We start from the raw sequence: 25,207 nt of genomic DNA, 5'->3' as shown, positions 1-25,207 counted from the left end.
ACCCAGGCATGCAGGCAGCTCATGCCTGCCGCAGCTTATTCGCGTTGGTCGCGCGCGCGCGGCCTGCCTATCCTGCGGCAGCGCTTTCCAACCTGCAGATGACCGTGATGCCCCCAGTCCTGCGGCGGCCCTGCCGCCTTGCCGTACCCGCGCTTGGCCTGGCGCTGCTGGCCGGCTGCCCTGCAACGCCGCCACGCGCGCCGGCGCATGTGGCGGCCGCCCTCCCCGCCACCCACGCCGCGCCGGCGACGTCCACCGCCCCCGGCGCGCGCGACTGCCCGCCCAGCGACAGCGCCATGGACGACTGGAATGAACCCGCGCCGCCGCGCCGCATCTTCGGCAACACCTGGTACGTGGGCACCTGCGGCCTCACCGCGCTGCTGGTCACCTCCGACCAGGGCCACGTGCTCATCGACGGCGCCACCGCGCCGGCCGGGCCGTTGATCGAAGCCAACATCCGCGCCCTGGGCTTCGACCCCGGCGACGTCAAGTACCTGCTCAATTCGCATGAACACTACGACCACGCGGCCGGCCTGGCCTACCTGCAGCAGGTGACGGGCGCGCCGCTGCTGGCGCGCGCGCCGGCGGTCAACACGCTGCATACCGGGGTGAGCGACCGCAGCGACCCGCAGCAACTGGAATTCGACACCGGCTTTCCGGCGGTGCCGGTGGTGCGCACGCTGGCCGACGGCGACAGCGTACGGGTCGGCGCGCTGGCGCTCGTCGCACACGCCACCCCCGGCCACACCCCGGGCGGCACCAGTTGGACCTGGCGCAGCTGCGAAGGCACGCGCTGCCTGGACCTGGCCTACACCGACAGCGTCAGCGCACTGTCCGACCACCAGTACCGCTACAGCGACCATCCGGCGATGGTCGCCGCCTTCCGCCGCGGCCTGGACACCCTCGCCGCCCTGCCCTGCGACATCCAGATCACGCCGCACCCGCTGGCCAGTGACCTGTTCGCGCGCCTGCGGGGCACGGGCGGCAAACCGCTGGTCGACGCCGGGGCATGCAAGCGCTACGCCCAGAGCGGGCGCGCCAATCTGGAGAACAGGCTGGGCGATGAAGCCAGCGGCCTGAAACCGTGAGGCCGGACCCGCAGCTTGATGCCGGCAGGAAGACGGGCCGCGGTGGGGGCTTGCCCCGCCTGGTGCCCCGTCGGTAAAGCCCGTGCGGGGCAAGCCCCGCACCTACGCGTGACGCTGCGCCCAGCGCTGGATGATGGCGGCAATCGCCTGCACGCCGTCGGTCAGCGCCACGGCCCCCTGTTTGATGCCGGCAGGAAGACGGGCCGCGACAGGGGCTTGCCCCGCCTGGTGCCCCGTCGGTAAAGCCCGTGCGGGGCAAGCCCCGCACCTACGCGTGACGCTGCGCCCAGCGCTGGATGATGGCGGCGATCGCCTGCACGCCGTCGGTCAGCGCCACGACCCCCTGCTTGATGCCGGCAGGAAGACGGGCCGCGATGGGGGCTTGCCCCGCCTGGTGCCCGTCGGTAAAGCCCGTGCGGGGCAAGCCCCGCACCTACGCGTGACGCTGCGCCCAGCGCTGGATGATGGCGGCGATTGCCTGCATGCCGTCGGTCAGCGCCACGGCCCCCTGTTTGATGCCGGCAGGAAGACGGGCCGCGGTGGGGCTTGCCCCACCTGGTGCTCCATCGGTAAAGCCCGTGCGGGGCAAGCCCCGCACCTGCGCTTGACGCTGTGCCCAGCGCTGGATGATGGCGGCGGTCGCCTGCACGCTGCCGGTCAGCGCCGCAGCCCCTTGCTTGATGCCGGCAGGAAGACGGGCCGCGATGGGGGCTTGCCCCACCTGGTGCCCCGTCGGTAAAGCCCGTGCGGGGCAAGCCCCGCACCTACGCGTGACGCTGCGCCCAGCGCTGGATGATGGCGGCAATCGCCTGCACGCCGTCGGTCAGCGCCGCCGGCCCGGGCTGCAGGATCAGCGGCGACTTGATCTCGTGCAGCTCGCCGTCGCGCACCGCCTGGATCGCCGCCCAGCCCGGGCGCGCGGCCACCCGCTCGGGGCGGAATTTCTTGCCGCACCACGAGCCGATGATGATCTCCGGGTCGCGCGCGATCACCGGCGCGCCATCGGCGAGGATCCGCGCCCTGGCCAGGGGCTCGCGCGACAGCTCGGGAAACACGTCGATGCCGCCGGCGATCTCCACCAGCTCCGCGCCCCACTGGATGCCGGTGATGATCGGTTCGTCCCACTCTTCGACATAGACCCGCGGCCGCCGCGGCAACCGCGCCGCCTGCGTGGCGATGGCGTCCAGCCCGCGCTGCAGCTCGCCGGCATAGGCGTCGGCGCGCGCGGCCACGCCGACCAGCGCGCCGAGCCGGCGGATGTAATCGAGGATGCCGGCGACGCTGCGGTGGTTGGCGATCCACACCTCCACCCCGCGGCGGATCAGTTCGGCGGCGATATCGGCCTGGATGTCGGAAAAGCCGATCGCCAGGTCGGGCCGCAGCGCGAGGATCTCCTCCACCTTGGCGCTGGTGAAGGCACTGACCTTGGGCTTGTCGCGGCGCGCCTGCGGCGGGCGCACGGTGAAACCGCTGATGCCGACGATGCGGTCCTGCTGGCCCAGCGCGTACAGGGTCTCGGTCGGCTCCTCGGTCAGGCAGACGATGCGGCGTGGCCCGGTCATGGCGCGGCGAACTCCAGCGCCTCGACGAACACCGCCGGGCTGGTCCACGGGTGGTGCGCGGCAATGCCGTGGTCGAGTACCCGCTGCAGCCGTTCGCGGTCACCCGGCACGCCGCGCGGCAGGCAGAACTCCAGCCGCACGGTGGGTTCGCTCACCAGCTCGCCGACCTCGCCCACCACGCTGGCGGTACCGGGCAGCACGCGGAACTGTTCCCGCCCCGGTGCCGACTCCCACATGCCCTGGGCATAACCGCCGGCGGCCAGGTCGTCGACCGCGAGGATGCCGCGCTTGAGCGCCTGCAGGTGCGCCGGCGGCACGAACACGGTGATGCGATGGACCGGATGCAGGCGCAGCCGGCTCACGGGTACAGCAGCCGCTTGCTCCAGGCACCGGCGGCGTCGGCCTCGTAGCACCAGCGCTCGTGCAGGCGGAAGGTGGCGCCGTACCAGAACTCGATGCGCTGCGGGACCACGCGGATGCCGCTCCAGCCGTCCGGGCGCGGTACGTCGCGGCCCTCGAAACGCGCCTCGAAGTTGCGCAGGCGCTCGTCGAACTCCTCGCGCGAGCCCAGCGTCTGCGACTGCATCGACGCCCAGGCGCCGATCTGGCTCATGCGCGGGCGCGACGCGAAGTAGGCGTCGGCCTCGGCCGCGGACACCAGTTGCGCGTCGCCGTCGATCCGCACCTGGATGCCGGCCTCGCGCAGGCTGCGCCACAGGAACAGCAGCGCCGCCTGGCGGTTGGCGTGCAGCTCGCGGCCCTTGCGGCTGTCCAGGTGGGTGTAGAACACGAAACCGCGCTCGTCGAAGGCCTTGAGCAGCACGGTGCGCGCCGATGGCCGGCCATCGACGTCGGCCGTGGCCACGGTCATCGCGCTGGGCTCGATTTCATTGCTGGCCTTGGCCTCCTCGAACAACTCGGCGAAGGTCGAAAGCGCTTCTGCGTACAGATCGGTCATGGCTCCACTTCGGACGGCACGGGTTTGGGCTATTGTGGCGCCATGTCGTCCGTTCCGCACCGCTTCTCCGCACGCCGCTTCCCGCAGGCCCTGGCCGCACAGGCGCTGGACGAAGCGCTGGCCAGCGGCCGCGACACGCCGGTGCTGGCGATCAGCGGGGTGCAGGGCAGCGGCAAGTCCACGCTGGCGGCGCAGGTGGTGGAGCTGGCGCAGGCGCGCGGGTTGCGCGCGGCGGCGCTGTCCATCGACGACGTCTACCTGACCCGCGCCCAGCGCCAGCGCCTGGCCGGGCGCGTGCATCCGCTGCTGGCCACGCGCGGCCCCCCGGGCACCCACGACCTGCCGCTGGCGCTGGCAACCCTGGACGCGGCCCGCGGCGGCCAGCCGTTCGCGCTGCCGCGCTTCGACAAGCTCGCCGATGAGCGCGTGCCGCAGGCGCAGTGGCAACCGGTCCAGCACCTGGACCTGCTGGTGTTCGAGGGCTGGTTCCTGGGCACCCCGCCGGAAGCCGAAGACGCCCTGCGCACACCGCTCAACGCGCTCGAGCGCGACGCCGATGCGGACGGCACTTGGCGGCGCTGGTGCAACCAGGCGCTGGCCCGCGACTACCCGGCGCTGTGGCAGCGTTGCGACCGGCTGTGGTTCCTGCAGCCGCCGGGCTTTTCGGTGGTGCCCAACTGGCGCTGGCAGCAGGAGCAGGCGCTGCAGCAGGCCGCGCCCGGGCGCACCGGCATGAACCGGGCGCAGGTCGAACGCTTCGTGCAGTTCTACGAGCGCGTCAGCCGGCAGGCGCTGCGCTGCCTGCCGGACATCGCCGACCGCAGCGTGGCGCTGGATGCGCAGCGCCGGGTGCTGCCGTAGGCGCGGTGCTTGCCCCATGCGCCGTAGGTGCGGGGCTTGCCCCGCACATGTCGTAGACGCGATGCCTGCCCCGCCCACGCCGTAGGTGCGGCGCTTGCCCCGCACGCGCCATGTGCGAAAGCCGTGCGGGGCGAGCCCCGCACCTACTGGACCAGGAACGTCACCCGCAGGTTGACCCGCCATTCGGTGATGTTGCCGTCGCCATCGGTGACCACCTTGGTCTCGTTGATCCACGCGCCCTGGATGCCCTTGACCGTCTCGGCCACCTTCTTCAGGCCGCTGCGCACCGCGTCCTCGACGCTGGCGCTGGACGACGCGCTGACTTCGATGATTTTCGCCACTGCCATGTCCGCCTCCGTTGGTTGCACCACGAACCACTCGTGGCGTCGACGAGCTTGGCTGCTACCGTGTTAACGCACCGACACGGTGCTAGCATCGAACGGCAATGAATCCCGCCCCCAACGTCATCCTGGTCGGCCCCATGGGCGCCGGCAAAACCTGCATCGGCCGCCGCCTGGCCGAGCGTTTCGGGCTGGCGTTCGTCGATGCCGACCAGGCCATCGTCGACGAGGTGGGTTCGTCGATCCCGGCCATCTTCGAGAACGTCGGCGAGGCCGGCTTCCGCGCGCACGAAAAACGCGTGCTGGCCAGGCTGCTGGAACGCGGCGGGCAGCTGGTCTCGACCGGCGGCGGCGCAGTGCTCGATGCCGACAACCGCCAGCGGATCCGCCAGCGCGGTTTCGTGGTGTGGCTGCGCGTGGGCGTGGCCGCGCAGCTGCAGCGGCTGCAGCGCGACAAGACCCGCCCGCTGCTGCAGCGCGAGGACCGCGAACAGGTGCTCGAGGCCATGGCCACGCTGCGCGATCCGCTGTACCGCGAGGTCGCCGACCTGGTCGTCGACACCGATCCCTATTCCCCCGCCGAGGCCACCGCGCACCTGGTCGTGCGCCTGGCCGCGCAGTGGCAGAACCCGGAACTCCCCGCATGAGCCATGCCCCCCGCACCGTCGCCGTCGGCGGCGACTGCCCGTACCTGATCCACATCGGCCCCGGCCTGCTCGGCGCGGGCGACCTGCTGGCCGGCGCCGTCCGCGGCCGCCACGTGCTGCTGGTCAGCGACGACACCGTGGCGCCGCTGTACCTGGCGCGGGTGCGCGCCGCGCTGCACCAGGCGCGCCCGGACCTGGCGGTCGGCGAGTACCTGATTCCCGCCGGCGAGGCGTCCAAGACCCTGCACCATTTCGGCAGCGCGATCGACGCGCTGGCCACGCTCGGTGCCACCCGCGACGCCTGCGTGCTGGCGCTCGGCGGTGGCGTGGTCGGCGACCTGGCCGGCTTCGCCGCCGCCTGCTGGATGCGCGGCGTGGACTGCGTGCAGTTGCCCACCACCCTGTTGTCGATGGTGGATTCGTCGGTTGGCGGCAAGACCGCGGTGGACATCGCCCAAGGCAAGAACCTGGTGGGCGCGTTCCACCCGCCGCGCGCGGTGATCGCCGACACCGCCGCGCTGCGCACCCTGCCCGTGCGCGAACTGCGCGCCGGGCTGGCCGAGGTGATCAAGTACGGCTGCATCCGCGACCCGCTGTTCTTCCAATGGCTGCAGGCCGAGCGCGACGCGCTGCTGGCCGGCGACGATGCGGCGCTGGCGCAGGCCATCGCCCGCAGCTGCGAGCACAAGGCCGAGATCGTCGCGCGCGATCCGCTGGAAAAGGGCGAGCGCGCCCTGCTCAACTTCGGCCACACCTTCGGCCATGCCATCGAGACCGCGCAGGGCTATGGCGCGCCGGGCAGCGACAACCTCAACCACGGCGAGGCGGTGGCGGTGGGCATGGTGCTGGCGGCACGGTTGTCGGCCGCGCTGGGCATGGCCGGCGGCGACGCCGCGGACGCGCTGCGCGACCTGCTGCGGGCCTATGGCCTGCCGGTGGCGATCCCGGCCGGGCTCGACCCCGCGACCCTGCTCGCGCACATGCGCCTGGACAAGAAGAACCTCGCCGGGCGCCTGCGCCTGGTGCTGTGGCGCGGCGTCGGCCGGGCCGAAGTGGTGGCGGACGTGGACGAGGCCGCGGTGCTGGCGGTACTGCGCGCCGGCTGAGGCCACGGCCGGCGCCGGGGCAATGCCACCCGGCCCCGACGCGGCCGGCTACAATCATCGCCATGCGCGTCTACCTGCAGCAGCCGCCCAGCGGCAACGAATCCCCCCGCTATGTGCAGCTTTCGCTGCTGCCGGACCTGCTCGGCGGCTGGGAGCTGCTGCGCGAGACCGGCCAGACCGGCGGCCGCGCGCAGCTGCGCCGCGAGCTGTTCCTGCAGCAGGACGAGGCCCGCCACGCCTTCGAGAAGGCACGCGACGCGCAGATCAAGCGCGGTTTCCAGGTGGTGTTCGCCAGCGGCGAGCCGCACCCCTGACCGGCCCCGGCGCCATGCGCGCCGCCCCGGCCCAACGGCCACGTTCCAAGGAGTTTTCCGTGACCAGCCCCCTTCGCAACGACCGCTTCCTGCGCGCCCTGCGCCGCGAGCCGGTGGACTGCACGCCCGTCTGGCTGATGCGCCAGGCCGGCCGCTACCTGCCGGAATACCGCGCCACCCGTGCCCGCGCCGGCAGCTTCCTGGCCATGGCCAAGAACCCGGAGGTCGCCTGCGAGGTCACGCTGCAGCCGCTGCAGCGGTTCGACCTGGACGCGGCCATCCTGTTCTCGGACATCCTCACCGTGCCCGATGCGATGGGCCTGGGCCTGTATTTCGCCGAGGGCGAGGGCCCGAAGTTCCACCACCCGGTGCGCGACGCGGCGGCCATCGCCCGGCTGGCGGTGCCGGACATGGAGACCGAGCTGGGCTACGTGATGGACGCGGTGCGGCTGATCCGCCGCGAGCTGGACGGCAAGGTGCCGCTGATCGGCTTCTCCGGCAGCCCGTGGACGCTGGCCTGCTACATGGTCGAGGGCGGCGGCAGCAAGGATTACGCGCGGATCAAGGCGATGGCGTTGAACGCGCCGGCGGCGCTGCACCAGTTGCTGCGGGTGGTGACCGACGCGGTCGTCGCCTACCTGGCGGCGCAGCGCGCGGCCGGGGCGCAGGCGCTGCAGGTGTTCGACACCTGGGGCGGGGTGCTGTCGCCGGCGATGTACCGCGAGTTCTCGCTGCCCTACCTGGCGCGCATCGCCCATGAGCTGGAACGCGGCCAGGGCGCGCAGCGCACGCCGCTGATCCTGTTCGGCAAGGGCACCGGCCAGTATGTGGCCGAGCTGGCCGCCACCGGCGCCGAAGGCGTGGGCGTGGACTGGACCATTTCGCTGGAGGACGCCGCGCGCGCCACCGCCGGCAAGGTGGCGCTGCAGGGCAACCTGGACCCGACCACGCTGTACGGCTCACCGGAGGCCATCGCCCGCGAGGCCGGCAAGGTGCTGGACAGCTATGCCGCCGGCAACGGCGGCTCGCGCGAGGGCCACGTGTTCAACCTCGGCCACGGCATGTCGCCGGACATGAATCCCGAGCACGTGGCGGTGCTGGTGGACGCGGTGCACCGCCTCAGCCGCCGCTGAGTACTTCGCCCCGGGCGCGGCCAGGCCGGCCCGGGCACGCCCGCTCAGCGCGCGGCGCCGGCCCACGGCGGCGCGCGTGCGCGATGCCTGCACGCGCGAACCGGGACAATGCCGGCACCGCCCTGGCAACGAGTGCGCCTGATGTCCCTGCCCCCTTCCAGCCCACTGCCCGCCGCCGATCCGCACAAGCCGCTGCTGTGGCTGGTGTCGCTGGCGATCTTCATGCAGATGCTGGATTCGACCATCGTCAATACGGCGCTGCCGGCGATGGCGCGCAGCCTGGGCGAGAGCCCGCTGCAGATGCAGTCGGTGGTGTTCAGCTACGCGCTGGCGGTGGCCAGCTTCATCCCGGCCTCGGGCTGGATCGCCGACCGCGTCGGCACCCGCCGCACCTTCGTGGCGGCGATCGTGCTGTTCACCCTGGGCTCGCTGGCCTGCGCGCTGTCGCCGACACTGCACTGGCTGGTCGCCGCACGCGTACTGCAGGGCATCGGCGGCGCGCTGCTGCTGCCGGTGGGGCGGCTGGCGGTGATGCGCTCGGTGCCGCGCGAGCAGTTCCTGTCGGCGATGAGTTTCATCGCGATCCCGGCGCTGGTCGGCCCGTTGCTGGGGCCGACCCTGGGCGGCTGGCTGGTGCAGGCCGCGTCCTGGCACTGGATCTTCCTGATCAACCTGCCGATCGGCGTGGCCGGGCTGTTCGCCGCGCTGCGGATCATGCCCGACCATTATGGCCAGGAACGGCATCACTTCGACCTGGCCGGCTACCTGATGCTGGCGTTCGGCATGATCGCGCTGTCGCTGGCACTGGATGGCGCCTCCGGCTTCGGCTCGGCGCATGCGCTGGTGCTGCTGCTGGCGGTGATCGGCATCGCCGCGCTGGCCGGCTACTGGCTGCACGCGGCCGGGCGCAGCGACGCGCTGTTCCCGCTGACGTTGTTCCGGGTCACCAGCTTCCGCATCGGCATCCTCGGCAACCTGTTCTCGCGCATCGGCAGCGGCGCCATGCCGCTGCTGATCCCGCTGCTGCTGCAGGTGGGCCTGGGCATGAGCCCGATGGCGGCGGGCATGATGATGGTCCCGGTGGCGCTGGCCGGCATGGCCGCCAAACGCCTGGCGGTGACCCTGGTGGAGCGTTTCGGCTATCGCCGCATCCTGATGATCAACACCGTCTGCGTGGGCCTGGCGATGGCCAGTTTCATGTTCGTCAGCGGTCGCCAGCCGCTGGCGCTGCAGCTGCTGCAGCTGGCCCTGTTCGGCGCCTTCAACTCGATGCAGTTCACGGTAATGAACACGGTGACCCTGCGCGACCTGGACGCCGGCCAGGCCAGCAGCGGCAACAGCCTGCTGTCGATGGTGATGATGCTGGCCACCGGCTTCGGCGCGGCCACCGCCGGCAGCCTGCTGTCCACCTTCGGCGCCCACCTCACCGGGCATGGCGCCAGCGCCGCGCTGCACGCCACGTTCGTGTGCGTCGGCGTGATCACGCTCAGCTCGACCCTGGTGTTCTGGCAACTGCCGGAAAACCGGCCGCACCCGCGCGCGGTCGAGGAAGTGGTCGAGTAGTCAGTCCGGCGGCGGCGCCGCCGGCGCGTCCTGCGCCGGTGCCGCGTCGCGCGGGCGCCACGCCGCGGCGATGGCGGCCACCAGCATCTCGCCGGTCACCGGCTTGCGCAGGAACCCGTCGAAGCCGGCCGCGCGCGCCTGCTGCTCGGCGCCACCATCGGCACGCGCGGTCACCGCCACCAGCGGGAAGCGGTGGCCCTGGCCGCGCAGCTGCGCCGCCAATGCGAGGCCGTCGAGCGCCGGCAGGTCCAGGTCGAGCAGGCCGATGTCGAACGGCCACGCCGCCACTTCGGCCAGCGCCGCCAGCCCGTGCAGCGCATGCACCACCTGGTGGCCGCGCGCGCGCAGCAACCCGGCGATGACATCGGCCACGGTGGGGTCGTCCTCGACCAGCAGGATGCACAGGCTGCCTTCCGGGCCCTGCCCCGGCGCGCGCGCCGCCGCGGCATCGTCGCCGGCCAGCGGCGTCCACGCCAGTGGCAGTTCGACGATGAAGCGCGCGCCGGCCCCCAGCCGGCTGTCGATGCGGATGCTGCCGCCCATGGCCGCGGCCAGTTCCTGGCAGATCGCCAGGCCCAGCCCGCTGCCGCCGTAGCGCGAGGCGGTCTGCGGTCCTTCGGCCTGTTCGAAGCGGCGGAACAGCCGCGCCTGCTGCTCGGCGGTGATGCCGGGGCCGGTATCGCTGACCACCAGGCGGATGCCGGCGCCGGCGGGCAGCAGTTCCACGCCCAGCCCGACCTGGCCGTGCCCGGTGAACTTGGCGGCGTTGCCGAGCAGGTTCATCAGGATCTGGCGCAGGCGCATCGGATCGCCGGTCACGCGCACCGGCATCGGCAGCCGCGGCTCCTGCACGAACTCCAGCCCACGCTTGCGCACCACCGGCGCGATCAGCGCGGCGACCTCGTCCAGCAGCGGCGCCAGCTCGAACGGGCGGCTGTCCAGCTCCAGCCGGCCGGCCTCGATGCGCGCCAGGTCGAGCGAATCGTTCACCAGCTGCAGCAGATGGACGCCGGCCTGCTGGATCGAACCGGCATAGCGGCGCTGGGTATCGTCCAGCGGGGTGTCCAGCAGCAGCTCGGTCATGCCCAGCACGCCGGTCATCGGCGTGCGCACTTCGTGCCCGAAGGTGGCCAGGAAGCGGGTCTTGGCCGAGGAGGCCTGCTCGGCCAGTTCGCGCCGCTGTTCGGCCAGCTGCCATTCACTGCGCCGCTGCAGGCGCGCGCGGTAGGCCAGCACCGCGATCCCCAGCGCCAGCGCCGCGGCCAGCGCATAGACGGCCATCGCCCAGCCGCTGCGCCACCACGGCGGGGCGACCTCGATCCGCACGTCGGGCGCGGCGATCCAGCCGCCGCCGGGCACCGCGCCCTGGATCTGCAGGGTGTAGCTGCCCGGCGCCAGGCGCGGGAACACGCGCTCGCCGCTGGCGCCGGCATTGACCCAGTCCGGGTCGTAGCCGCTCAGGCGGAAGCGGTACTGGTTGTTGGTGGAGTCGGCGAACGCCAACAGGCGTGCGACCACGTGCAGGTCGCGGTCGCCGTCCTTGATCCGCAGCAGCGGCTGCTCGGACAGGTCGTACAGCTGGTCGCCGCGATGCACGCTGATCCGCTCGATCACCAGTGGCGGCCGCCGCGCCGGCGGGCCGACCTGCGCCGGATCGAACAGCACCACGCCGTCGGGGGTGCCGCCGGCCACCTGGCCGCTGCGCGCCTGCACCAGCCCGCGGCGCCGGAACTCCTGCCCGGGCAGCCCGTCGTGCACGCCGTACAGGCGCACCGAGCGCCGTTGCGGATCCACCCGGATCAGGCCACGCGCACTGCTCGCCCAGGCAATGCCGCGGCCGTCGATGACCAGCCCGCCGGCGGCCAGCATCGGGAACCCCTGCTCGACGCCGATGCCGTCCTCCCACCGCAGTTGCCCGCCGTCCCAGCGGTAACGTTCCAGCCGCCCGAGCAGCGCCACCCACACCGTGCCGTCGGCACCGACGTCGAAGGCATGCGCCGGCACCTGCGGCCCGCCCGCCACCGGCGCGAAGGCACCGGCCTGCGGCTGCCAGGCCGACAGGCCGGTGGCGCCGGACAGCCAAAGGCGGTCGCCGGGGCCGCATTGCATGTCCTGCAGCGCCCCCTGGGGCAGGCCGTGCTGGCCCGGCGCCAGGTGCAGGGTGACGTGGCCCTCGGCATCGCGCCGCTGGATGCCGCCGTCCTCGGAATAGATCCACACGTGGCCATCGCAGAGGCGCACGATGTCGCCGTCGCCGACCATCGCCGCGTCCACCGCATCGTCATGCCGCCAGCGGCGTACCGCGCCGTCACGCGGGTCGTAGCGCACCAGCGTGTCCAGGCTGCCGATCCAGACCCGCCCCTGCGGATCCTCGGCCACCGACTGCGGCCAGTGGATGCCGTCGACCGGCTGCAGGTGGTGCTCGACCGCGCCGCTGGCCGGATCCAGCCGGTCCAGCGCACCGCGGGTGCCCACCACCCAGATGCCGCCGGAGGCCGAGGCGGCCATCGCCAGCGCATACGGATTGCGCAGCGAGGACGGATCGTCCAGGTGCCGCACCAGCACCGAGAACTGGCGCCAGTTCGGCGACAGGTGCCACAGGCCGGAATTGGTGCTGGCGAACCACAGGCCGCCGTCGCGGTCCTCGTAGGCGGTGCTCCAGTTGGGCTTGACCATGCCGCGTTCCTGGGCGCTGTACAGCGGCACGTTGCTCACCGCCTCGCCGGCCCTACTGCGCCCCAGGCCCTGCAGCGTGTCCAGCCAGTAATTGCCGTCGCTGTCGTACTGCAGCACGTTGAGCACGTGGCCGTAGTCCGAACCGGGCCACTGCATGCGCTCGAAACGCCCGTCGCGATGGCGCACCACCACCCCGCCGTTGGTGGCGATCCACAGCCGCTGGCCGCCATCGACCTTGAGGCCGTTGATCCGCGGCGAGGGCAGTACCGACTCGCCTTCGCGCTGGAAGCCACTGCCGGTCCAGCGCGCCAGCCCGCCCTTGCTGCCCACCCACAGCACGCCGTCGGCGGTGACCGCCAGGTAGGCGATGGATGCCGACGGCAGGCTGTCGGGCTGGCCGGGGACCGGCATGAAACGCTGGATGGTGCCGTCCACCGCAAGCCGGTGGAGGCCGGCGCTCGGGGTGCCGAACCAGACGCTGCCATCGGGCGTGGAGGCGATGCTCCACACGCTGTTGCTGCCGATCTGCGGATAGGTCTCGCGATCGAAGAAGCGGAAGCTGCGGCGGTCGGCCGACAACATCCCCAGGCCCGCGTTCTGGGTGCCGAACCAGAGCCGGTTGCCGGCGTCCACGTGCAGGCTCCAGATCAGGTTGTCGCGCAGGCCGTCCTCGGCGCGCCAGATGCGGAAGTTGCGGCCATCGAAGCGCGCCAGTCCGTCGTGGCTGGCCAGCCACATGTATCCGCGGCGGTCCTCGGCGAACGCATTGATGTTGGCCGACGGCAGCCCATCGGCCACCCGGAGCCGGCGCGGCTGCGGGGTGACCGGCACCTCGGCCGTGGCCGGCGCCAGCACCCCGGCGCACAGCAGCAGGCACAACAGCCCACGCCACCACGCCCTCATCGCCCGGCCCCCGTGTGCGCGGCGGGGCCGCCGCAAATGGCCGCCGCGGCCGCGCACGCCGCTGCCGGTCCGCTGGTGTCGATGCTGCCCCTGGTTCCCATCCGCCGCCCGTTCGCGCTTCCTGTCAGCGGGGAAAATAGCATCCGCGCGGCACGACGGCCGGCACGTGCCGGCAGCCCCGGCCACGACCGCCCCCGGCACCTTCCCCGGCCCGCGGCGGAGCGGCACGGCCCGGCAGCGCCGCGCAACAATCCATTACGCCGCCAGGCAACAAACCATGGCGGGCATATGCCTAGAATCCACCACCCCCCGCCGGAGCCGCCCCTTGTCACCTCGCCTCGCCCTGCTGCTGGCCTGCCTGCTGCCACTGTCGGCGCCAGCCGCCGACCGTTACCGGCTGGACCCGGTGCACACGCGGGTGCTGTTCGCGGTCGAACACGCCGGGTTCTCGCAGGCGCTGGGCACCGTGTCCGGCAGCGAGGGCGTGCTCGACTTCGACCCGGACGACTGGTCCGGTGCCCACCTCGACGTGGTGGTCCCGGTCGCGCGGCTGGACCTGGGCGACGACAAGTGGAACCAGGCCACGCTGGCGCGCAACCTGCTGGACGGCGAGCGCCACCCGCAGGCGCGGTTCGTCTCCACCCGCATCGAACCGGTGGATGCACGCAGCGCGCGCGTGCATGGCCTGCTGACCCTGCGCGGCGTGACCCGCGAGGTGGTGCTCGACGTCCGCCTCAACGCACTCAAGCGGCACCCGCTGCCGCCGTTCCGCCGCACCGCCGGCTTTTCCGCCACCGCCACCCTGCAGCGTTCGGACTTCGGCATCGACGCCTGGCCGACGGTGATCGGCAACCGCGTTGAACTGCGCATCGAGGCCGAAGCGGTGCGCGACGACAACGCCGCGGCACCGGCGGCCGGCGAAGCCGCGCCGGCGGACGCCGACGACGCACAGGCCGCGGCCGACGCCGCCACCCGATCCTCCCCGCAACCGGAATCGCGCCCATGACCCTGAAGAACACGCCTGACCGCTGGGGCAGCGTCAGCAAGAGCCTGCACTGGCTGATCGCCCTGTTGATCCTCGCCCTGGGCATCGTCGGCCTGCTCATGGGCGAACTGCCGAAGACGCCGAAATATTTCTGGGTCTACACCGCGCACAAGTCGATCGGCATCACCGTGCTGGTGCTGGTGGTGTTGCGGCTGCTGTGGCGCCTGTACGCCGGCGCCCCGCGGCCGGTGCCGGGCACCCCGGGCTGGCAGGAGCGCATCGCCAGCGCCACCCACTGGCTGCTGTACGTGATGATGTTCGCCATCCCGCTGTCGGGCTGGCTGTACGACTCGGCCAGCGGCCTGCGCCCGTTCAAGCTGTTCGGGCTGCTGGAAATGCCCAAGCTGGTGGCCCCCGACGAACGCGCCGCGCAGCTCTCGCACGCGTTCCACGAATGGGGCTTCTGGGCGCTGATCCTGGTGGTGCTGGCGCATGCCGGTGCCGCCCTCTACCACCACCTCCAGCAGCGCGACGCCACGCTGGTGCGCATGCTGCCGCAGGGCTGGCTCGACACCCCACAGAAGGAATCCGCATGAACATCAAGCTCACCACCCCGGCCGCCGTGGCGGCTGCCCTGGCCGGCATGCTGGCCACCGCCCCGGCGATGGCCGCGGACTACGAACAGGCGCCCGGCTCGATCCTGGTGTTCGCCACCAAATACGACGGCGAGGTATTCACCGGCACCTTCCCCGGCTTCCAGACCCAGCTCAGCTTCGACCCGGCCAACCCCGCCGCCGGCAAGCTCGACGTCACCATCCCGCTGGCCGGCGCGCGCAGCGGCAACAGTGACCGCGACTCGACGCTGCAGGGCAAGGACTTCTTCAACGTGGCCCAGTTCGCGCAGGCGCGCTACACCGCCAGCGGCTTCCGCGCCGTGGGCGGCAACCAGTTCGCCGCCGACGGCACGCTGCAGCTGCGCGGGGTCAGCAAGCCGGTCACCCTGACCTTCACCTGGACGCCCGGCGCGCAGCCGGTGCTGACCGGCAAGGCCACGGTCAAGCGCCTGGACTTCGGCGTCGGCGGTGGCGACTGGGCCGACACCAAGACCATCCCGGACGAAACCGCGATCAGCACCAAGGTCGTGCTGCGCGCGAAGTAAGCCCGCGCACGCCCGGCAGCGGACTCAGCCGGCGGCGACGCCGGCGATATCGAAACAGCCACGCCGGCCGGCGGCGTCGGTGAGGCAGGCGCGGTGCCGCTGCGCCTGCCCGCCCTGGCCGGGGCGCACCACCAGGCCGAACACGCCGCCGTCGCGGGTCAGCAGCACCGCCTCCCACACCGTGTCCGCGCCCCCGGCCTGCAATGGCTGCCGCTCGCCCGGCGCCGGTGCCTGCAGCGGTGTGGCTGCGGCGTCACGCAGCATGCGCCGCAGGTTGTGCATGTCCAGCGCGGCCGGCGCGCTGGTGACCGCCTTCAACAGCACCAGCCGCTCGATGGCGTCCACCGGCAGCACCTGCGCCAGCGTGCGCCCCTGCCACGCAAAACCGTCCCGGTCCGCCGGCAGCGCCTTGGCCAGGTCCACGTCGGCCGCACCGGCGGTGGCCGCCGCCATGCCCAGCACGGCAAGCAGTGGCGACCACGCGCGGGCGTTCATCGCAGCCACCGGCGCACGCCCTGCGCATCGAAGGGCCATTCCAGCTCGGCACCGCCCGCGGTATCGCGCAGCACCGGCACGCGCGTGCCGTAGCGCAGTTCCAGCGCGTCGTCACCGTCGATGAACACGCTGTCGAACGCCGGCGTGCGCGCCTGCGCCAGCACCTCCAGCGCCTGGTCGCACAGGTGGCAATCGTCGCGCTGATACAGGATCAAGCCCATTCCCTACACCCCATCCAGGTCAGATGCTGCGCTGCGGGCGGGGCCGTCAGCGGCGAACCCGTAGAATAGCGATTCCTCCAGGCAGCACGCACAACGCAATGTCCGTCAGCACGTTCGACCTGTTCAAGATCGGCATCGGCCCGAGTTCCTCGCACACCGTGGGCCCGATGCGCGCGGCCGAACGCTTCGTCCACCGCTGGCTGCTCGACCCGGGCCAGCTGGCCGACGTCGCCCGCATCCGCGCCGAGGTGTTCGGCTCGCTGGCGCTGACCGGGCGCGGCCACGGCACCGACACCGCGGTGCTGCTCGGGCTGGAAGGCCACCGGCCCAACCTGATCGACCCGGACATCATCCCGGCCACGCTGGCGCGCATCCGCTCGTCCAGGCGCATCAACCTGATGGGCCAGCACGAGATCGCCTTCGACGAGAAGCGCGACCTGGCCCTGAACAAGCGCCAGAAGCTGCCGTACCACACCAACGGCATGCGCTTCACCGCGTTCGACGCCAACGACGCGGTCATCGCCACCCGCGACTACTACTCCGTCGGCGGCGGCTTCGTGGTCAATGCCGACGACGCCGCCGACGACCGCATCGTGCCCGACCAGACGCCGCTGCCGTATCCGTTCAGGAGCGGCGACGAGCTGCTGGCCCAGGCCGCGCGCAGCGGCCTGAGCATCGCCGCGCTGATGTTCGAGAACGAGAAGTGCTGGCGCAGCGAGGACGAGATCCGCGCCGGCCTGCGCGAAATCTGGGACGCCATGCAGGCCTGCGTGGCGCGCGGCATCCGCTCCGAGGGCACGCTGCCGGGCGGGCTGCACGTGGGCCGCCGCGCCCCGGCGCTGTACCGCGAACTGTCCGCGCGGCCGGAGGCGGCCATGCGCGACCCGCTGACCACCCTGGACTGGGTCAACCTGTACGCGCTGGCGGTCAACGAGGAGAACGCCGCCGGCGGCCGCGTGGTCACCGCCCCCACCAACGGCGCGGCCGGCATCATCCCGGCGGTACTGCACTACTACGACCGCTTCTGCCCGGGCAGCAACGAGCAGGGCGTGTTCGACTTCCTGCTGACCGCCGCGGCGATCGGCATCCTGTACAAGGAGAACGCTTCGATCTCCGGCGCCGAGGTCGGCTGCCAGGGCGAAGTCGGGGTGGCCTGTTCGATGGCCGCCGGCGGGCTGATGGCCGCCCTCGGCGGCAAGCCGGGGCAGATCGAGAATGCCGCCGAGATCGGCATGGAACACAACCTGGGCCTGACCTGCGACCCGATCGGCGGGCTGGTGCAGATCCCCTGCATCGAGCGCAACGCCATGGGCGCGGTCAAGGCGATCAACGCCGCGCGCATGGCCATGCGCGGCGACGGCAAGCACAAGGTCAGCCTGGACAAGGTCATCAAGACCATGCGCGACACCGGCCGCGACATGCAGGACAAATACAAGGAAACCAGCCGCGGCGGACTGGCGGTCAACGTCATCGAATGCTGAATGCGGCGGCGGGCATTCAAGTGGATGCGCGCCGGGCCGCTATGGTTTTCAATGTAGGCTGACGTCAGTACCGGGATTCAGGGGGAATCTCGATCGACCATCCATTCATCATCCGCCATCCGCGCCGGTCGCTGGCAACCGGCACCGGACTGTTGGCATGCCTGTGGCTGCTGCTCCTGCTGGCGGTTTCCCTGCCCGCTGCCGCCCTGGACACGGGAAAACCGTTCCGCGATTACGTCACCGACACCTGGGGAGTGGACCAGGGGCTGCCGCAGATCAGCGTGCTGGCCATCACCCAGGACCCGGCCGGCTACCTGTGGTTCGGCACCCAGACCGGGCTGGCGCGGTTCGACGGCGTGCGCTTCGTGCGCTACACCCAGCGCGACGCGCCGGAGCTGGGCAACAACATCTTGGCACTGCTGGCCGAGGCCGACGACCGCCTGTGGATCGGCACCACCCAGGGCCTGCTGCTGCTCGAGGACCAGCGCTTCCAAGCCATCGCACCCACCGTCGCCGACCATCCGGCGCCGGTCAGTGCGCTGCTCAAGGTCGACGGCCGCCTCCTGGCCGGTTGCGCGGAAGGCATCTGCACCCCGCGCGAAGGCAGGTTGCGGCGCGTGCAGGCACTGCCCGATCCGGCGTTGAGCCTGCTGGCGGACGAAGATGCGATCTGGGCGGGCGGCCAGGGCCGGGTGTTCCAGGTCTCCGGCGGCAGCGTGCGCACGCTGCCGCTGCCGCCGGCGGCCGGCGACGCCGGGGTGACCGCGCTGGCGCGTGCCGGCGGCGAACTGTGGGCCGGCACCCGCAACGGCCTCTTCCGCCTGCGCAACGGCAGCTGGCAGGCGGCGGACCCGCGTCCGCACGAGGTTCTGACCGTGGAAGCGATGCATGCCGACCGCGACGGCAACCTGTGGGTGGCCACGCCGCAGTACCTGGAACGGCTGCGTGCCGGCCAGCCGCCCGAGCGCATCCACAACACCCCCGGCGCCATCGCCGTGCGCGCGATCTACGAGGATCGCGACGGCAACCTGTGGCTGGGCAGCATGGTCGAGGGCGCGACCCGGGTCTGGAACGGATGGACCCGGCGCCTGAGCCAGGCGGACGGGCTGCAGGACCCGCTGCTGTGGTCGCTGGCCGCGGCGCCGGACGGCAGCATCTGGGTCGGCAGCAGCAACGGCGTGGCGGTGTGGCAGAACGGGCGCTTCGCCAGCCGCGTCGCCGGCAGCCAGTTGCCGCACCCGGAGGCCTACAGCCTGTTGCCCGAACGCGACCAGACCTGGATCGGCACCCGCGCCGGCGTGGCGGTGCTGCGCGGCGGCCGGCTCGAACAACCGCCCGCGCTGGCCCCGCTGCGCGATGCGCAGATCAACGGCATCGTCCGCGACCATGCCGGCCGGCTCTGGTTCGCCACCACCCGGGGGCTGTTCCTGCTGCAGGACGGGAAGCAGCTGACCCGCTATGGCGAGCATGAAGGACTGGCCGATCCCCGCATCCGGCTGGTCTACGAGACCCGCGACGGCCGCATCCTGCTGGGCACCTACAAGGGCCTGTACGAATGGCGCGACGGCCGCATCCTGGCGACCGGCCGGCTCGGCGGGCTGTCCGACGATACCCCGGTCACCGCCTTCGTCGAACTCCGCGACGGGCGCTGGGTGCTGGGTAGCAGCAATGGCGAGAGCCTGCGCGTCCATGACGGCCAGCGCTGGCACTGGCTGGACCGCGAACGCGAGCTGCCGGCCAATGTCGCCTTCCACCTGGCGCAGAACGGCGGCGACCTGTGGGTCGCCGGCATGCGCGGCGTCTACCGCCTGCCCCTGGCGGTGCTGGACAAGGCGCTGGCCAATCCCCGCCAGGCACTGGCGGCGCAGATCGTCATCAACTCCGGCACCGACCGTACCGGCGGGCAGCAGGACAAATGCTGCAACGGCGCCGGCAACAGCCGCGGGGTGCTGCGCGATGGCCAGTTGTGGCTGCCCACCCGCGACGGCGCGCTGCTGGTGGATGTGGACACCGACACCGACAGCGCGCCGCGCAATATCCGCATCGACCACGTGCAGGTCCAGGGCCGGCGCCTGGCCACCGGCCAGGGCACGCTCAAGCTGCCGCTCGACGCCCGCGACCTGCGCTTCGAGTTCAGCCTGCCCGACTTCCAGCCGATGCACGCCCCGCAGCTGCGCTACCGGCTGGCCGGCTACGAGAAGGAATGGCACGAGCTGGAAAGCCCGACCACGCGCAGCGCCAGCTACGCCAGCCTGCCCCCCGGCTACTACACCTTCGAGGTCGCCGACTTCAGCCAGGCCGAACCGCTGCGGCACGCCGCGCATGTCGCCGTGGAGATCCCGCGGCGCCTGTACGAAACCCTCGCCTTCCGCCTGCTGGCGATGCTCGGGCTGGCGGCGCTGATCTGGCTCGGCTACCTGGGGCTGCAGCATCGCTATGCGCGCCAGCGCGCGCAGCTGGAGCGCCTGGTGCAGGAACGTACCCGCGACCTGCAGGCAGCCAACGCGCAACTGAAGGCGATCAGCTTCACCGACCCGCTCACCGGCCTGCACAACCGGCGCTACCTGTCCCAGCAGATACCCACCGACCTGTCGTTCTACGAGCGTGACGAGGGCTATGCCAACGGCAGCGAGGCGGTGGTGTTCGCGCTGCTCGACGTCGACCATTTCAAGTCGATCAACGATACCCATGGCCACGCCGCCGGCGATCGCGTGCTGGAGCAGATGGGCCAGCTGCTCGGCGAACTCAAGCGCAGCGGCGACTACGTGGCGCGCTGGGGCGGCGAGGAATTCCTGCTGGTGTTCCGCCCGCTGCCGCGTGGCAGCCTGGGACGGCTGGGCCAGCGCCTGTGCACGCGCATCGCCGCACACAGCTTCGAGCTGGGCAATGGCCAGCAGCACCGTCTCACCGCTTCGGTCGGCCTGATCGAGTGCCCGCTGTTCCCGAGCCACCCGCGGCTGCTCGGCTGGGAGCAACTGGTCACCCTCGCCGACCGCGCGCTGTACCGGGCCAAGATGGCCGGGCGCAACGGCTGGATCGCCTACCAGCCGGTGCCGGGCGCGCAGCCCCCCGACGACCTGTCGGCCTTCGCCGGCGATCCCTGGTGGCTGGTGGAGAACGGCCTGCTGGAGATGTTCGGCAGCGACGGCAGGATCGACATCGCTCGCGGTGCGTGACCCGCGCCGCGGGCCCGGACGCACGCCGCGACGGGCCGGATGGCGGGTTGCGCCGGCGCCCGGCCGCGCACCAGAATCGCGCATCGACAGCCAGCAGCGGGGCAAGGATGCAGGGCGCACAGCAACCGGATGGGGCAACGCCACCGCGGCGCCCGCGTACGGCAACGCCGTCGGCGCCGCGCAACGGCGGTGGCCTGACCCTGACCCGGCTGGCGCTGGCGGCGGTCGCGCTGCTGGTGCTTGCCTGGTTCATCGGCAAGCGTCCGGCGGCGGGGGATGCGCCGGTCACCCGCGCGGACCCGCCGGCCCCCGCCGCGGCGCCCGCCCCGCAGGCGCGGCTCATCCGCGGCGAGAAATCGACCACCCTGGCGGATATCGGCGAAGCGCGCATGACCCTGCAGGACCAGGGCACCGCGCTGCGCGTGGAGGGTGGCGTCGGCCGCAATTTCGCAAGCGACCTAGGCGCATTGCTGGACGCGGCGCCCTCGGTGCGGCGGATCGACATCACCAGCGGCGGCGGCTATGCCGTCACCGGCCTGGAAGCGGCGCGCATCGTGCGCCGGAACAACCTCACCGTGCGCGTGCGTGGCTACTGCGCCAGCATCTGCGTGGCGCTGTGGGCCGCCGCCGCGCAGCGGCAGATGGAACCGGACGCGGTGATCGGCCTGCACCAGCGCAACGCCCAGTGCGACGCCCTGCCCTCGCCGGACCGCGAGGAATGCCATTACCAGGACCAGTTCGCCACCGAACACGACTCCAGCTACCGCGCCTGGCTGCAGGCCGCCGGCTTCAACCAGCGCCTGCTCGACCTGCAGGCGCGGACCGCGTCGGAGGACATCGCGGTGCTCACCGCGCCACTGTTGTGGGACAACGGCGTGGACTTCAGCGTAGTCGACCGCGATGGCACGCGCCTCGGCCGCGCCGAGGTCGAGCGGCTTCTCCACGCGGCGGCCGCGCGGCATTGAGGCCCTGCCGGTTCGCGCCACCTCTCGGCGGGTCGCGCCCGGCGGTGGCCAAGATGGCGAGACGGACAAGCGTCCAGGCCACGGCCGAGCATGCGGTCCGGCAGTGCGCGGGCCCGTTACCGGCAGCACCAGCGCACGCATGCGCCACGCCGCCCCACCACCGCGGGGCACCGCGGCAGCCACGGCGGTGGCCCGCGACGGACCGGCCGTCAACGGGCGTGCGCGCTCATCGATTGACGATGCCCAGCACGTCGTCCAGCAACGCGGCGGCGGTGACCTCGGCGCCGGCACCCGGGCCCTGGATCAGCAGCGGCTGCGCGCGGTAGCGGTCGCTGTGGATCGCCACCCGGTTGTCGGTGCCGCGGCCGCCGGCCAGCGGGTGCTCGGCCGGCAACGCGCGCAGGCCGACGCTGGCGCCGTGCCCGTCCAGGCGCGCCACGAAACACAGCGACAGCCCCTGCCCGCGCGCCTGCTGCAGGCGCGCCGCCAACGGCGTGTCCAGCTGCGCCAGCGCGGCGTCGACCTGCGCGGCCGGCAATGCCGCCAGCGCCGGCGGCAGCAGCGATTCGACCGCCACCTGTTCAGGCTCCAGCGCCACCCCGGCCGCGCGCGCCAGGATCAGCAGCTTGCGGCGCACGTCCTCGCCGGACAGGTCGATGCGCGGATCGGGCTCGGTGTAACCGGCCGCAGCCGCCTCGCGCACGCACGCGGAGAACGGCTGGCTGCCGTCGAAACGCTGCAACAGCCAGGCCAGCGAACCGGACAGCACGCCTTCAATGGAATGGATGCGGTCGCCGCCGGCCACCAGCGCGCGCAGGCTGGACAGCAGCGGCAGGCCCGCGCCAACGGTGGCCGCGTCGCCATAGCGTGCGTTGCCCGCGGCCGCGGTTCCACCGATCTGGCGCGCGCGCGCCAGGGTGGTGCCATTGCCCAGCTTGTTGGCGGTGACCACGTGGATGCCCCGCGCCAGCCAGTGCGCATGCTCGGCGGCGACGTCCTCGCTGGCGGTGGCGTCGACCACGATGTCGCCGGCCTGCAGGCGCCCGGTTTGCTCGGCATGGGCGAGCGCGCCGCCGTGCCGGGTGGCCTCGCGCGCGCGCGACAACGCCGCCTCGGGCGCGTCGCCGCAGGCCAGCGCGATGCGCGAGTTCGCCACTGCGTGCAGCAGTGGCAGCCTGAGTTGCCGCTGTCGCAGGGCCTGGTAGCGGGCGACGAACGCCGAACCGACCGTGCCGGTACCCAGCAGCACCAGCCGCGCCGGTGCTGCGCGCGGACGCAGCTGCGCGCTCATGCGTCCACCGTTTTCCGCAGGGCCTCGCGGCGACTGTCGGCCAGCGCCCGCGCAGCGCGCAGCAGTCCGGCCTGCAGGTCGGCCACCAGGTCCTCGCAGGCTTCGATGCCGACCGACAACCGCAGCAGGCCATCGCTGATGCCGGCCTTGGCCCGCGCTTCGGCGGTCATCGCCGCATGGGTCATGGTCGCCGGGTGCGCGACCAGACTCTCCACGCCGCCGAGCGATTCGGCCAGGGTGAAATAGCGCAGGCCTTCGACGAAGGCGCGCACCGCCGCGTGCGGATCGGCGCCGTCGCACTGCGCCAGCTCGAAGGACAGCATCGCGCCGAACCCCTTCTGCTGGCGCGCGGCCAGCACGTGGCCCGGGTGCGATTCCAGCCCCGGGTAGTAGACCCTGGCCACGACGTCGCTGGTGGCGAGCAGATCGACAAGGGCGCGGGTGTTCTCCTGGTGCACGCGCAGGCGCGCGTCCAGGGTGCGCAGGCCGCGCAGGGTCAGGAAGGCGTCGAACGGCGAGCCGGTCAGGCCCAGCGCATTGGCCCACCACACCAGCTGCTGGTGCAGCTCGGCGTCGCGCGCGACCACCGCGCCGCCGACCACGTCGCTGTGGCCATTGACGTACTTGGTGGTCGAGTGCAGCACCAGGTCGGCGCCGAAGGCGATCGGGTTCTGCAGCGCTGGCGACAGGAAGGTGTTGTCCACCACCACCCGCGCGCCTGCCTTGTGCGCGGCATCGATCACGAAGCGCAGGTCGGTGATGCGCAGCAGCGGATTGGACGGGGTTTCCACCAGCACCAGCTTCGGCGCCTGCGCCAGCGCCTCGGCCAGTGCGCGCGGATCGGTCAGGTCGGCGGTGATCAGTTCGAAGTGGCCCTTGGCCGCCAGTGCGTTGAACAGGCGCCAGCTACCGCCGTAGGCGTCATGCGGCACCACCAGCCTGTCGCCCGGCTGCAGCAGCGCATTGAGCACCAGGTTGATCGCGCCCATGCCGGTGGACGTGACCACCGCGCCGGCGCCGCCCTCCAGTTCCGCCAGCGCCTCGCCGAGCAGGTCGCGGGTCGGGTTGCCGCTGCGGGTGTAGTCGTACTGGCGCTTGTTGCCGAAGCCGTCGAAGCTGAAATTGGACGACAGCACCAGCGGCGGCGTCACCGCGCCATAGGCGGTATCGCGATCGATGCCGGCACGCACGGCCGCGGTGGCGCGGCAACAGGAAACATCGGAAGCGGTGGACAGGCTCATGCGTTCTCTCCGGGAAGGCGTAGGGCGTTGGCGAGGATCGCGTCGATGCGATCGGTCTCTTTCAGGAAGGCGTCGTGGCCATAGGGCGAACGCAGCACGCGCAGGCTGCCGCGCGTGCCCAGGCCCTCGACCAGCGTGACCAGGTCGGACAACGGCACCAGGCGGTCGCCCTCGACCGCGACCACCAGCGTCGGTACGCCGATGGCGGCCGGCTCGATGCGGTGCAGGTCGATGGATTCGGACAGGCGCAGGTAGGCATTGACCCGGGTGCGCGCCACGTACTGCGCGCCGGCGGCGTCGAGGTAATCCTCGGCGGCCACGCGCACGCGGCCATTCACCACTTCGGGCTGGGCATCGAAGCGCTCGCCGAACTCTTCCGGGGTGCGGTAGCTGAGCATCGCGAACTGCCGCGCCAGCGCCAGCCCGTGGCTTTCGGCGCACTGCAGCTGGCCCAGGGCGACCGCGCGCCGCTGCAGCGCGCGCCAGGCCGAGGCATAGGGATGCGGGCGATGCGCGCCGCTCACCGCCACCAGCCGGCCGAGCCGGTGCGGGTGGCGAATGGCCAGTTGCTGGCCGACCAGCGCGCCATAGGAGTAGCCCACGCAGCCATGCAGGCGGTCGATGCCCAGCGCGTCCAGCAGCAGGGCCACGGCATCGGCCTGGTCGGCGGTATCGATCGGCACGTCGAGCTCGCCGTCGGCGCCGATGAAGTCCAGGCCCAGCAGGCGGCGGTGCGCCGGGTCCAGCGCGCGGCCGCAGCCGACCAGTCCTTCGGCCCAGCCCTTCTCGCCGAACACCGTATTGGCGGCGATGTGGCGATGCGCGGAGATGCCGCCGGCCACCAGCACCACCGGCGCATCGGCACGGCCGGCCAGCTCGTAGCGCAGCCGCAGCGTGCGCTCGCCGGCATGGCGCATGGCCAGGCGCACGTCGATTTCACCGCGCACGGCGGCTGCGGCGGGCACTGCGCTGTCGGGCGCGGCGGCCGGGTGTTCACGGAGGACGGTGGCGGTGGCGAAACGCATGGCGATATCCGGTAAG

25 protein-coding genes are annotated in these 25,207 nt (G+C 72.3%); 13 read left to right on the top strand and 12 right to left on the bottom strand.

Annotated features, from left to right (window positions below; all coding sequences use genetic code 11):
* Positions 1–107: 107 nt before the first annotated feature.
* On the top strand, positions 108–1,088 hold the full coding sequence (gene bla, locus AC06E6_RS02800; RefSeq protein WP_240212144.1) for a subclass B3 metallo-beta-lactamase: 981 nt from the start codon (positions 108–110) through the stop codon (positions 1,086–1,088).
* Positions 1,089–1,356: 268 nt separating this feature from the next.
* On the opposite strand, the gene AC06E6_RS02795 is transcribed toward bla, so the two are convergent.
* Genes AC06E6_RS02795 through pdxH form a run of 5 tightly spaced genes read right to left on the bottom strand, consistent with a single transcriptional unit; the run spans position 1,357 to position 3,608 of the window.
* Positions 1,357–1,512: a hypothetical protein gene (locus AC06E6_RS02795; protein ID WP_240212145.1), complete on the bottom strand. Its 156-nt coding sequence runs from the start codon at positions 1,510–1,512 to the stop codon at positions 1,357–1,359.
* A gap of 9 nt (positions 1,513–1,521) precedes the next feature.
* Positions 1,522–1,809, bottom strand: coding sequence for a hypothetical protein (locus tag AC06E6_RS02790; RefSeq protein ID WP_240212146.1), 288 nt, complete (start codon positions 1,807–1,809; stop codon positions 1,522–1,524).
* 43 nt (positions 1,810–1,852) lie between these two features.
* Entirely contained in the window at positions 1,853–2,650 is a 798-nt protein-coding gene (locus tag AC06E6_RS02785) for a cobalamin-binding protein (protein WP_161613493.1), read from the bottom strand.
* Positions 2,647–3,012, bottom strand: coding sequence for a YqfO family protein (locus AC06E6_RS02780; RefSeq protein WP_478060235.1), 366 nt, complete (start codon positions 3,010–3,012; stop codon positions 2,647–2,649). Before AC06E6_RS02780 ends, AC06E6_RS02785 begins: the two co-directional genes overlap by 4 nt.
* Positions 3,009–3,608: a pyridoxamine 5'-phosphate oxidase gene (gene pdxH, locus AC06E6_RS02775; protein WP_161613494.1), complete on the bottom strand. Its 600-nt coding sequence runs from the start codon at positions 3,606–3,608 to the stop codon at positions 3,009–3,011. Before pdxH ends, AC06E6_RS02780 begins: the two co-directional genes overlap by 4 nt.
* A 42-nt stretch (positions 3,609–3,650) precedes the next feature.
* On the opposite strand from pdxH, the gene AC06E6_RS02770 reads away from it, so the two are divergent.
* The gene (locus AC06E6_RS02770) at positions 3,651–4,469 is read left to right on the top strand and encodes a kinase (protein WP_161613495.1); all 819 of its coding nucleotides are present in this window, start codon (positions 3,651–3,653) and stop codon (positions 4,467–4,469) included.
* 143 nt (positions 4,470–4,612) lie between these two features.
* Here the strand turns inward: AC06E6_RS02770 and AC06E6_RS02765 are convergent, their stop codons facing one another.
* Positions 4,613–4,816 (bottom strand): dodecin family protein, encoded by a 204-nt coding sequence (locus AC06E6_RS02765; RefSeq protein ID WP_054667057.1) that lies wholly within the window; start codon positions 4,814–4,816, stop codon positions 4,613–4,615.
* 98 nt (positions 4,817–4,914) lie between these two features.
* On the opposite strand from AC06E6_RS02765, the gene AC06E6_RS02760 reads away from it, so the two are divergent.
* The 5 genes from AC06E6_RS02760 (at position 4,915) to mdtD (ending at position 9,573) form a co-directional block, all read left to right on the top strand.
* Positions 4,915–5,457, top strand: coding sequence for a shikimate kinase (locus tag AC06E6_RS02760; protein ID WP_104939305.1), 543 nt, complete (start codon positions 4,915–4,917; stop codon positions 5,455–5,457).
* Positions 5,454–6,563 carry a 3-dehydroquinate synthase gene (aroB, locus tag AC06E6_RS02755; protein ID WP_240212148.1) on the top strand — a complete coding sequence of 370 codons (1,110 nt, stop codon included), beginning with the start codon at positions 5,454–5,456 and terminating at the stop codon, positions 6,561–6,563. The genes AC06E6_RS02760 and aroB overlap by 4 nt, the downstream gene beginning before the upstream one ends.
* Positions 6,564–6,625: 62 nt before the next feature.
* The gene (locus tag AC06E6_RS02750; protein WP_054667062.1) at positions 6,626–6,877 is read left to right on the top strand and encodes a WGR domain-containing protein; all 252 of its coding nucleotides are present in this window, start codon (positions 6,626–6,628) and stop codon (positions 6,875–6,877) included.
* Between the two features lie 59 nt (positions 6,878–6,936).
* Positions 6,937–8,010 carry a uroporphyrinogen decarboxylase gene (hemE, locus tag AC06E6_RS02745; protein WP_478060218.1) on the top strand — a complete coding sequence of 358 codons (1,074 nt, stop codon included), beginning with the start codon at positions 6,937–6,939 and terminating at the stop codon, positions 8,008–8,010.
* 141 nt (positions 8,011–8,151) lie between these two features.
* The gene (gene mdtD, locus AC06E6_RS02740) at positions 8,152–9,573 is read left to right on the top strand and encodes a multidrug transporter subunit MdtD (RefSeq protein ID WP_240212150.1); all 1,422 of its coding nucleotides are present in this window, start codon (positions 8,152–8,154) and stop codon (positions 9,571–9,573) included.
* On the opposite strand, the gene AC06E6_RS02735 is transcribed toward mdtD, so the two are convergent.
* Positions 9,574–13,152: a hybrid sensor histidine kinase/response regulator gene (locus AC06E6_RS02735; RefSeq protein WP_478060216.1), complete on the bottom strand. Its 3,579-nt coding sequence runs from the start codon at positions 13,150–13,152 to the stop codon at positions 9,574–9,576.
* 325 nt (positions 13,153–13,477) lie between these two features.
* On the opposite strand from AC06E6_RS02735, the gene AC06E6_RS02730 reads away from it, so the two are divergent.
* The 3 genes from AC06E6_RS02730 to AC06E6_RS02720 are packed head-to-tail and all read left to right on the top strand — an operon-like array spanning position 13,478 to position 15,296.
* On the top strand, positions 13,478–14,158 hold the full coding sequence (locus AC06E6_RS02730) for a YceI family protein (protein ID WP_478060214.1): 681 nt from the start codon (positions 13,478–13,480) through the stop codon (positions 14,156–14,158).
* Positions 14,155–14,733 carry a cytochrome b gene (locus tag AC06E6_RS02725; RefSeq protein WP_240212153.1) on the top strand — a complete coding sequence of 193 codons (579 nt, stop codon included), beginning with the start codon at positions 14,155–14,157 and terminating at the stop codon, positions 14,731–14,733. Before AC06E6_RS02730 ends, AC06E6_RS02725 begins: the two co-directional genes overlap by 4 nt.
* Positions 14,730–15,296, top strand: a complete 567-nt coding sequence (locus tag AC06E6_RS02720) for a YceI family protein (protein ID WP_240212154.1) — start codon at positions 14,730–14,732, stop codon at positions 15,294–15,296. The genes AC06E6_RS02725 and AC06E6_RS02720 overlap by 4 nt, the downstream gene beginning before the upstream one ends.
* 24 nt (positions 15,297–15,320) lie before the next feature.
* Here AC06E6_RS02720 and AC06E6_RS02715 read toward each other — a convergent pair whose 3' ends face one another.
* Positions 15,321–15,791 (bottom strand): hypothetical protein, encoded by a 471-nt coding sequence (locus tag AC06E6_RS02715; protein ID WP_478060213.1) that lies wholly within the window; start codon positions 15,789–15,791, stop codon positions 15,321–15,323.
* Positions 15,788–16,012 (bottom strand): glutaredoxin family protein, encoded by a 225-nt coding sequence (locus tag AC06E6_RS02710; protein ID WP_104939314.1) that lies wholly within the window; start codon positions 16,010–16,012, stop codon positions 15,788–15,790. The genes AC06E6_RS02715 and AC06E6_RS02710 overlap by 4 nt, the downstream gene beginning before the upstream one ends.
* A 98-nt stretch (positions 16,013–16,110) precedes the next feature.
* On the opposite strand from AC06E6_RS02710, the gene AC06E6_RS02705 reads away from it, so the two are divergent.
* From AC06E6_RS02705 to AC06E6_RS02695, 3 genes are all read left to right on the top strand, one after another.
* Positions 16,111–17,493 carry an L-serine ammonia-lyase gene (locus AC06E6_RS02705; protein ID WP_313232755.1) on the top strand — a complete coding sequence of 461 codons (1,383 nt, stop codon included), beginning with the start codon at positions 16,111–16,113 and terminating at the stop codon, positions 17,491–17,493.
* A 152-nt stretch (positions 17,494–17,645) separates the two neighbouring features.
* The gene (locus AC06E6_RS02700) at positions 17,646–20,669 is read left to right on the top strand and encodes a diguanylate cyclase (RefSeq protein ID WP_478060211.1); all 3,024 of its coding nucleotides are present in this window, start codon (positions 17,646–17,648) and stop codon (positions 20,667–20,669) included.
* Positions 20,670–20,776: 107 nt separating this feature from the next.
* Positions 20,777–21,634: a hypothetical protein gene (locus tag AC06E6_RS02695; protein ID WP_478060209.1), complete on the top strand. Its 858-nt coding sequence runs from the start codon at positions 20,777–20,779 to the stop codon at positions 21,632–21,634.
* A gap of 226 nt (positions 21,635–21,860) precedes the next feature.
* Here AC06E6_RS02695 and AC06E6_RS02690 read toward each other — a convergent pair whose 3' ends face one another.
* Genes AC06E6_RS02690 through metX form a run of 3 tightly spaced genes read right to left on the bottom strand, consistent with a single transcriptional unit; the run spans position 21,861 to position 25,191 of the window.
* A complete protein-coding gene (locus tag AC06E6_RS02690; protein WP_313247744.1) occupies positions 21,861–22,925 on the bottom strand; it encodes a homoserine dehydrogenase family protein in 1,065 nt (354 codons plus the stop codon).
* Positions 22,922–24,166 (bottom strand): O-succinylhomoserine (thiol)-lyase, encoded by a 1,245-nt coding sequence (locus AC06E6_RS02685; RefSeq protein WP_478060206.1) that lies wholly within the window; start codon positions 24,164–24,166, stop codon positions 22,922–22,924. Before AC06E6_RS02685 ends, AC06E6_RS02690 begins: the two co-directional genes overlap by 4 nt.
* Positions 24,163–25,191: a homoserine O-succinyltransferase MetX gene (metX, locus tag AC06E6_RS02680; RefSeq protein ID WP_312346000.1), complete on the bottom strand. Its 1,029-nt coding sequence runs from the start codon at positions 25,189–25,191 to the stop codon at positions 24,163–24,165. Before metX ends, AC06E6_RS02685 begins: the two co-directional genes overlap by 4 nt.
* Positions 25,192–25,207 lie beyond the last annotated feature (16 nt).

It is taken from the genome of Stenotrophomonas sp. Steno-Z10-HUANG, from assembly GCF_056393075.1.
This window is presented reverse-complemented; position numbering and strand designations above follow the sequence as displayed.

Bases quoted from the DNA above. Each gene is read 5' to 3' on its own strand.
- bla (WP_240212144.1), top strand. From the start codon at position 108: ATGCCCCCAGTCCTGCGGCGGCCCTGCCGCCTTGCCGTACCCGCGCTT.
- AC06E6_RS02785 (WP_161613493.1), bottom strand. From the start codon at position 2,650: ATGACCGGGCCACGCCGCATCGTCTGCCTGACCGAGGAGCCGACCGAG.
- pdxH (WP_161613494.1), bottom strand. From the start codon at position 3,608: ATGACCGATCTGTACGCAGAAGCGCTTTCGACCTTCGCCGAGTTGTTC.
- AC06E6_RS02770 (WP_161613495.1), top strand. From the start codon at position 3,651: ATGTCGTCCGTTCCGCACCGCTTCTCCGCACGCCGCTTCCCGCAGGCC.
- AC06E6_RS02765 (WP_054667057.1), bottom strand. From the start codon at position 4,816: ATGGCAGTGGCGAAAATCATCGAAGTCAGCGCGTCGTCCAGCGCCAGC.
- AC06E6_RS02760 (WP_104939305.1), top strand. From the start codon at position 4,915: ATGAATCCCGCCCCCAACGTCATCCTGGTCGGCCCCATGGGCGCCGGC.
- aroB (WP_240212148.1), top strand. From the start codon at position 5,454: ATGAGCCATGCCCCCCGCACCGTCGCCGTCGGCGGCGACTGCCCGTAC.
- AC06E6_RS02750 (WP_054667062.1), top strand. From the start codon at position 6,626: ATGCGCGTCTACCTGCAGCAGCCGCCCAGCGGCAACGAATCCCCCCGC.
- mdtD (WP_240212150.1), top strand. From the start codon at position 8,152: ATGTCCCTGCCCCCTTCCAGCCCACTGCCCGCCGCCGATCCGCACAAG.
- AC06E6_RS02735 (WP_478060216.1), bottom strand. From the start codon at position 13,152: ATGAGGGCGTGGTGGCGTGGGCTGTTGTGCCTGCTGCTGTGCGCCGGG.
- AC06E6_RS02725 (WP_240212153.1), top strand. From the start codon at position 14,155: ATGACCCTGAAGAACACGCCTGACCGCTGGGGCAGCGTCAGCAAGAGC.
- AC06E6_RS02720 (WP_240212154.1), top strand. From the start codon at position 14,730: ATGAACATCAAGCTCACCACCCCGGCCGCCGTGGCGGCTGCCCTGGCC.
- AC06E6_RS02715 (WP_478060213.1), bottom strand. From the start codon at position 15,791: ATGAACGCCCGCGCGTGGTCGCCACTGCTTGCCGTGCTGGGCATGGCG.
- AC06E6_RS02710 (WP_104939314.1), bottom strand. From the start codon at position 16,012: ATGGGCTTGATCCTGTATCAGCGCGACGATTGCCACCTGTGCGACCAG.
- AC06E6_RS02705 (WP_313232755.1), top strand. From the start codon at position 16,111: ATGTCCGTCAGCACGTTCGACCTGTTCAAGATCGGCATCGGCCCGAGT.
- AC06E6_RS02695 (WP_478060209.1), top strand. From the start codon at position 20,777: ATGCAGGGCGCACAGCAACCGGATGGGGCAACGCCACCGCGGCGCCCG.
- AC06E6_RS02690 (WP_313247744.1), bottom strand. From the start codon at position 22,925: ATGAGCGCGCAGCTGCGTCCGCGCGCAGCACCGGCGCGGCTGGTGCTG.
- AC06E6_RS02685 (WP_478060206.1), bottom strand. From the start codon at position 24,166: ATGAGCCTGTCCACCGCTTCCGATGTTTCCTGTTGCCGCGCCACCGCG.
- metX (WP_312346000.1), bottom strand. From the start codon at position 25,191: ATGCGTTTCGCCACCGCCACCGTCCTCCGTGAACACCCGGCCGCCGCG.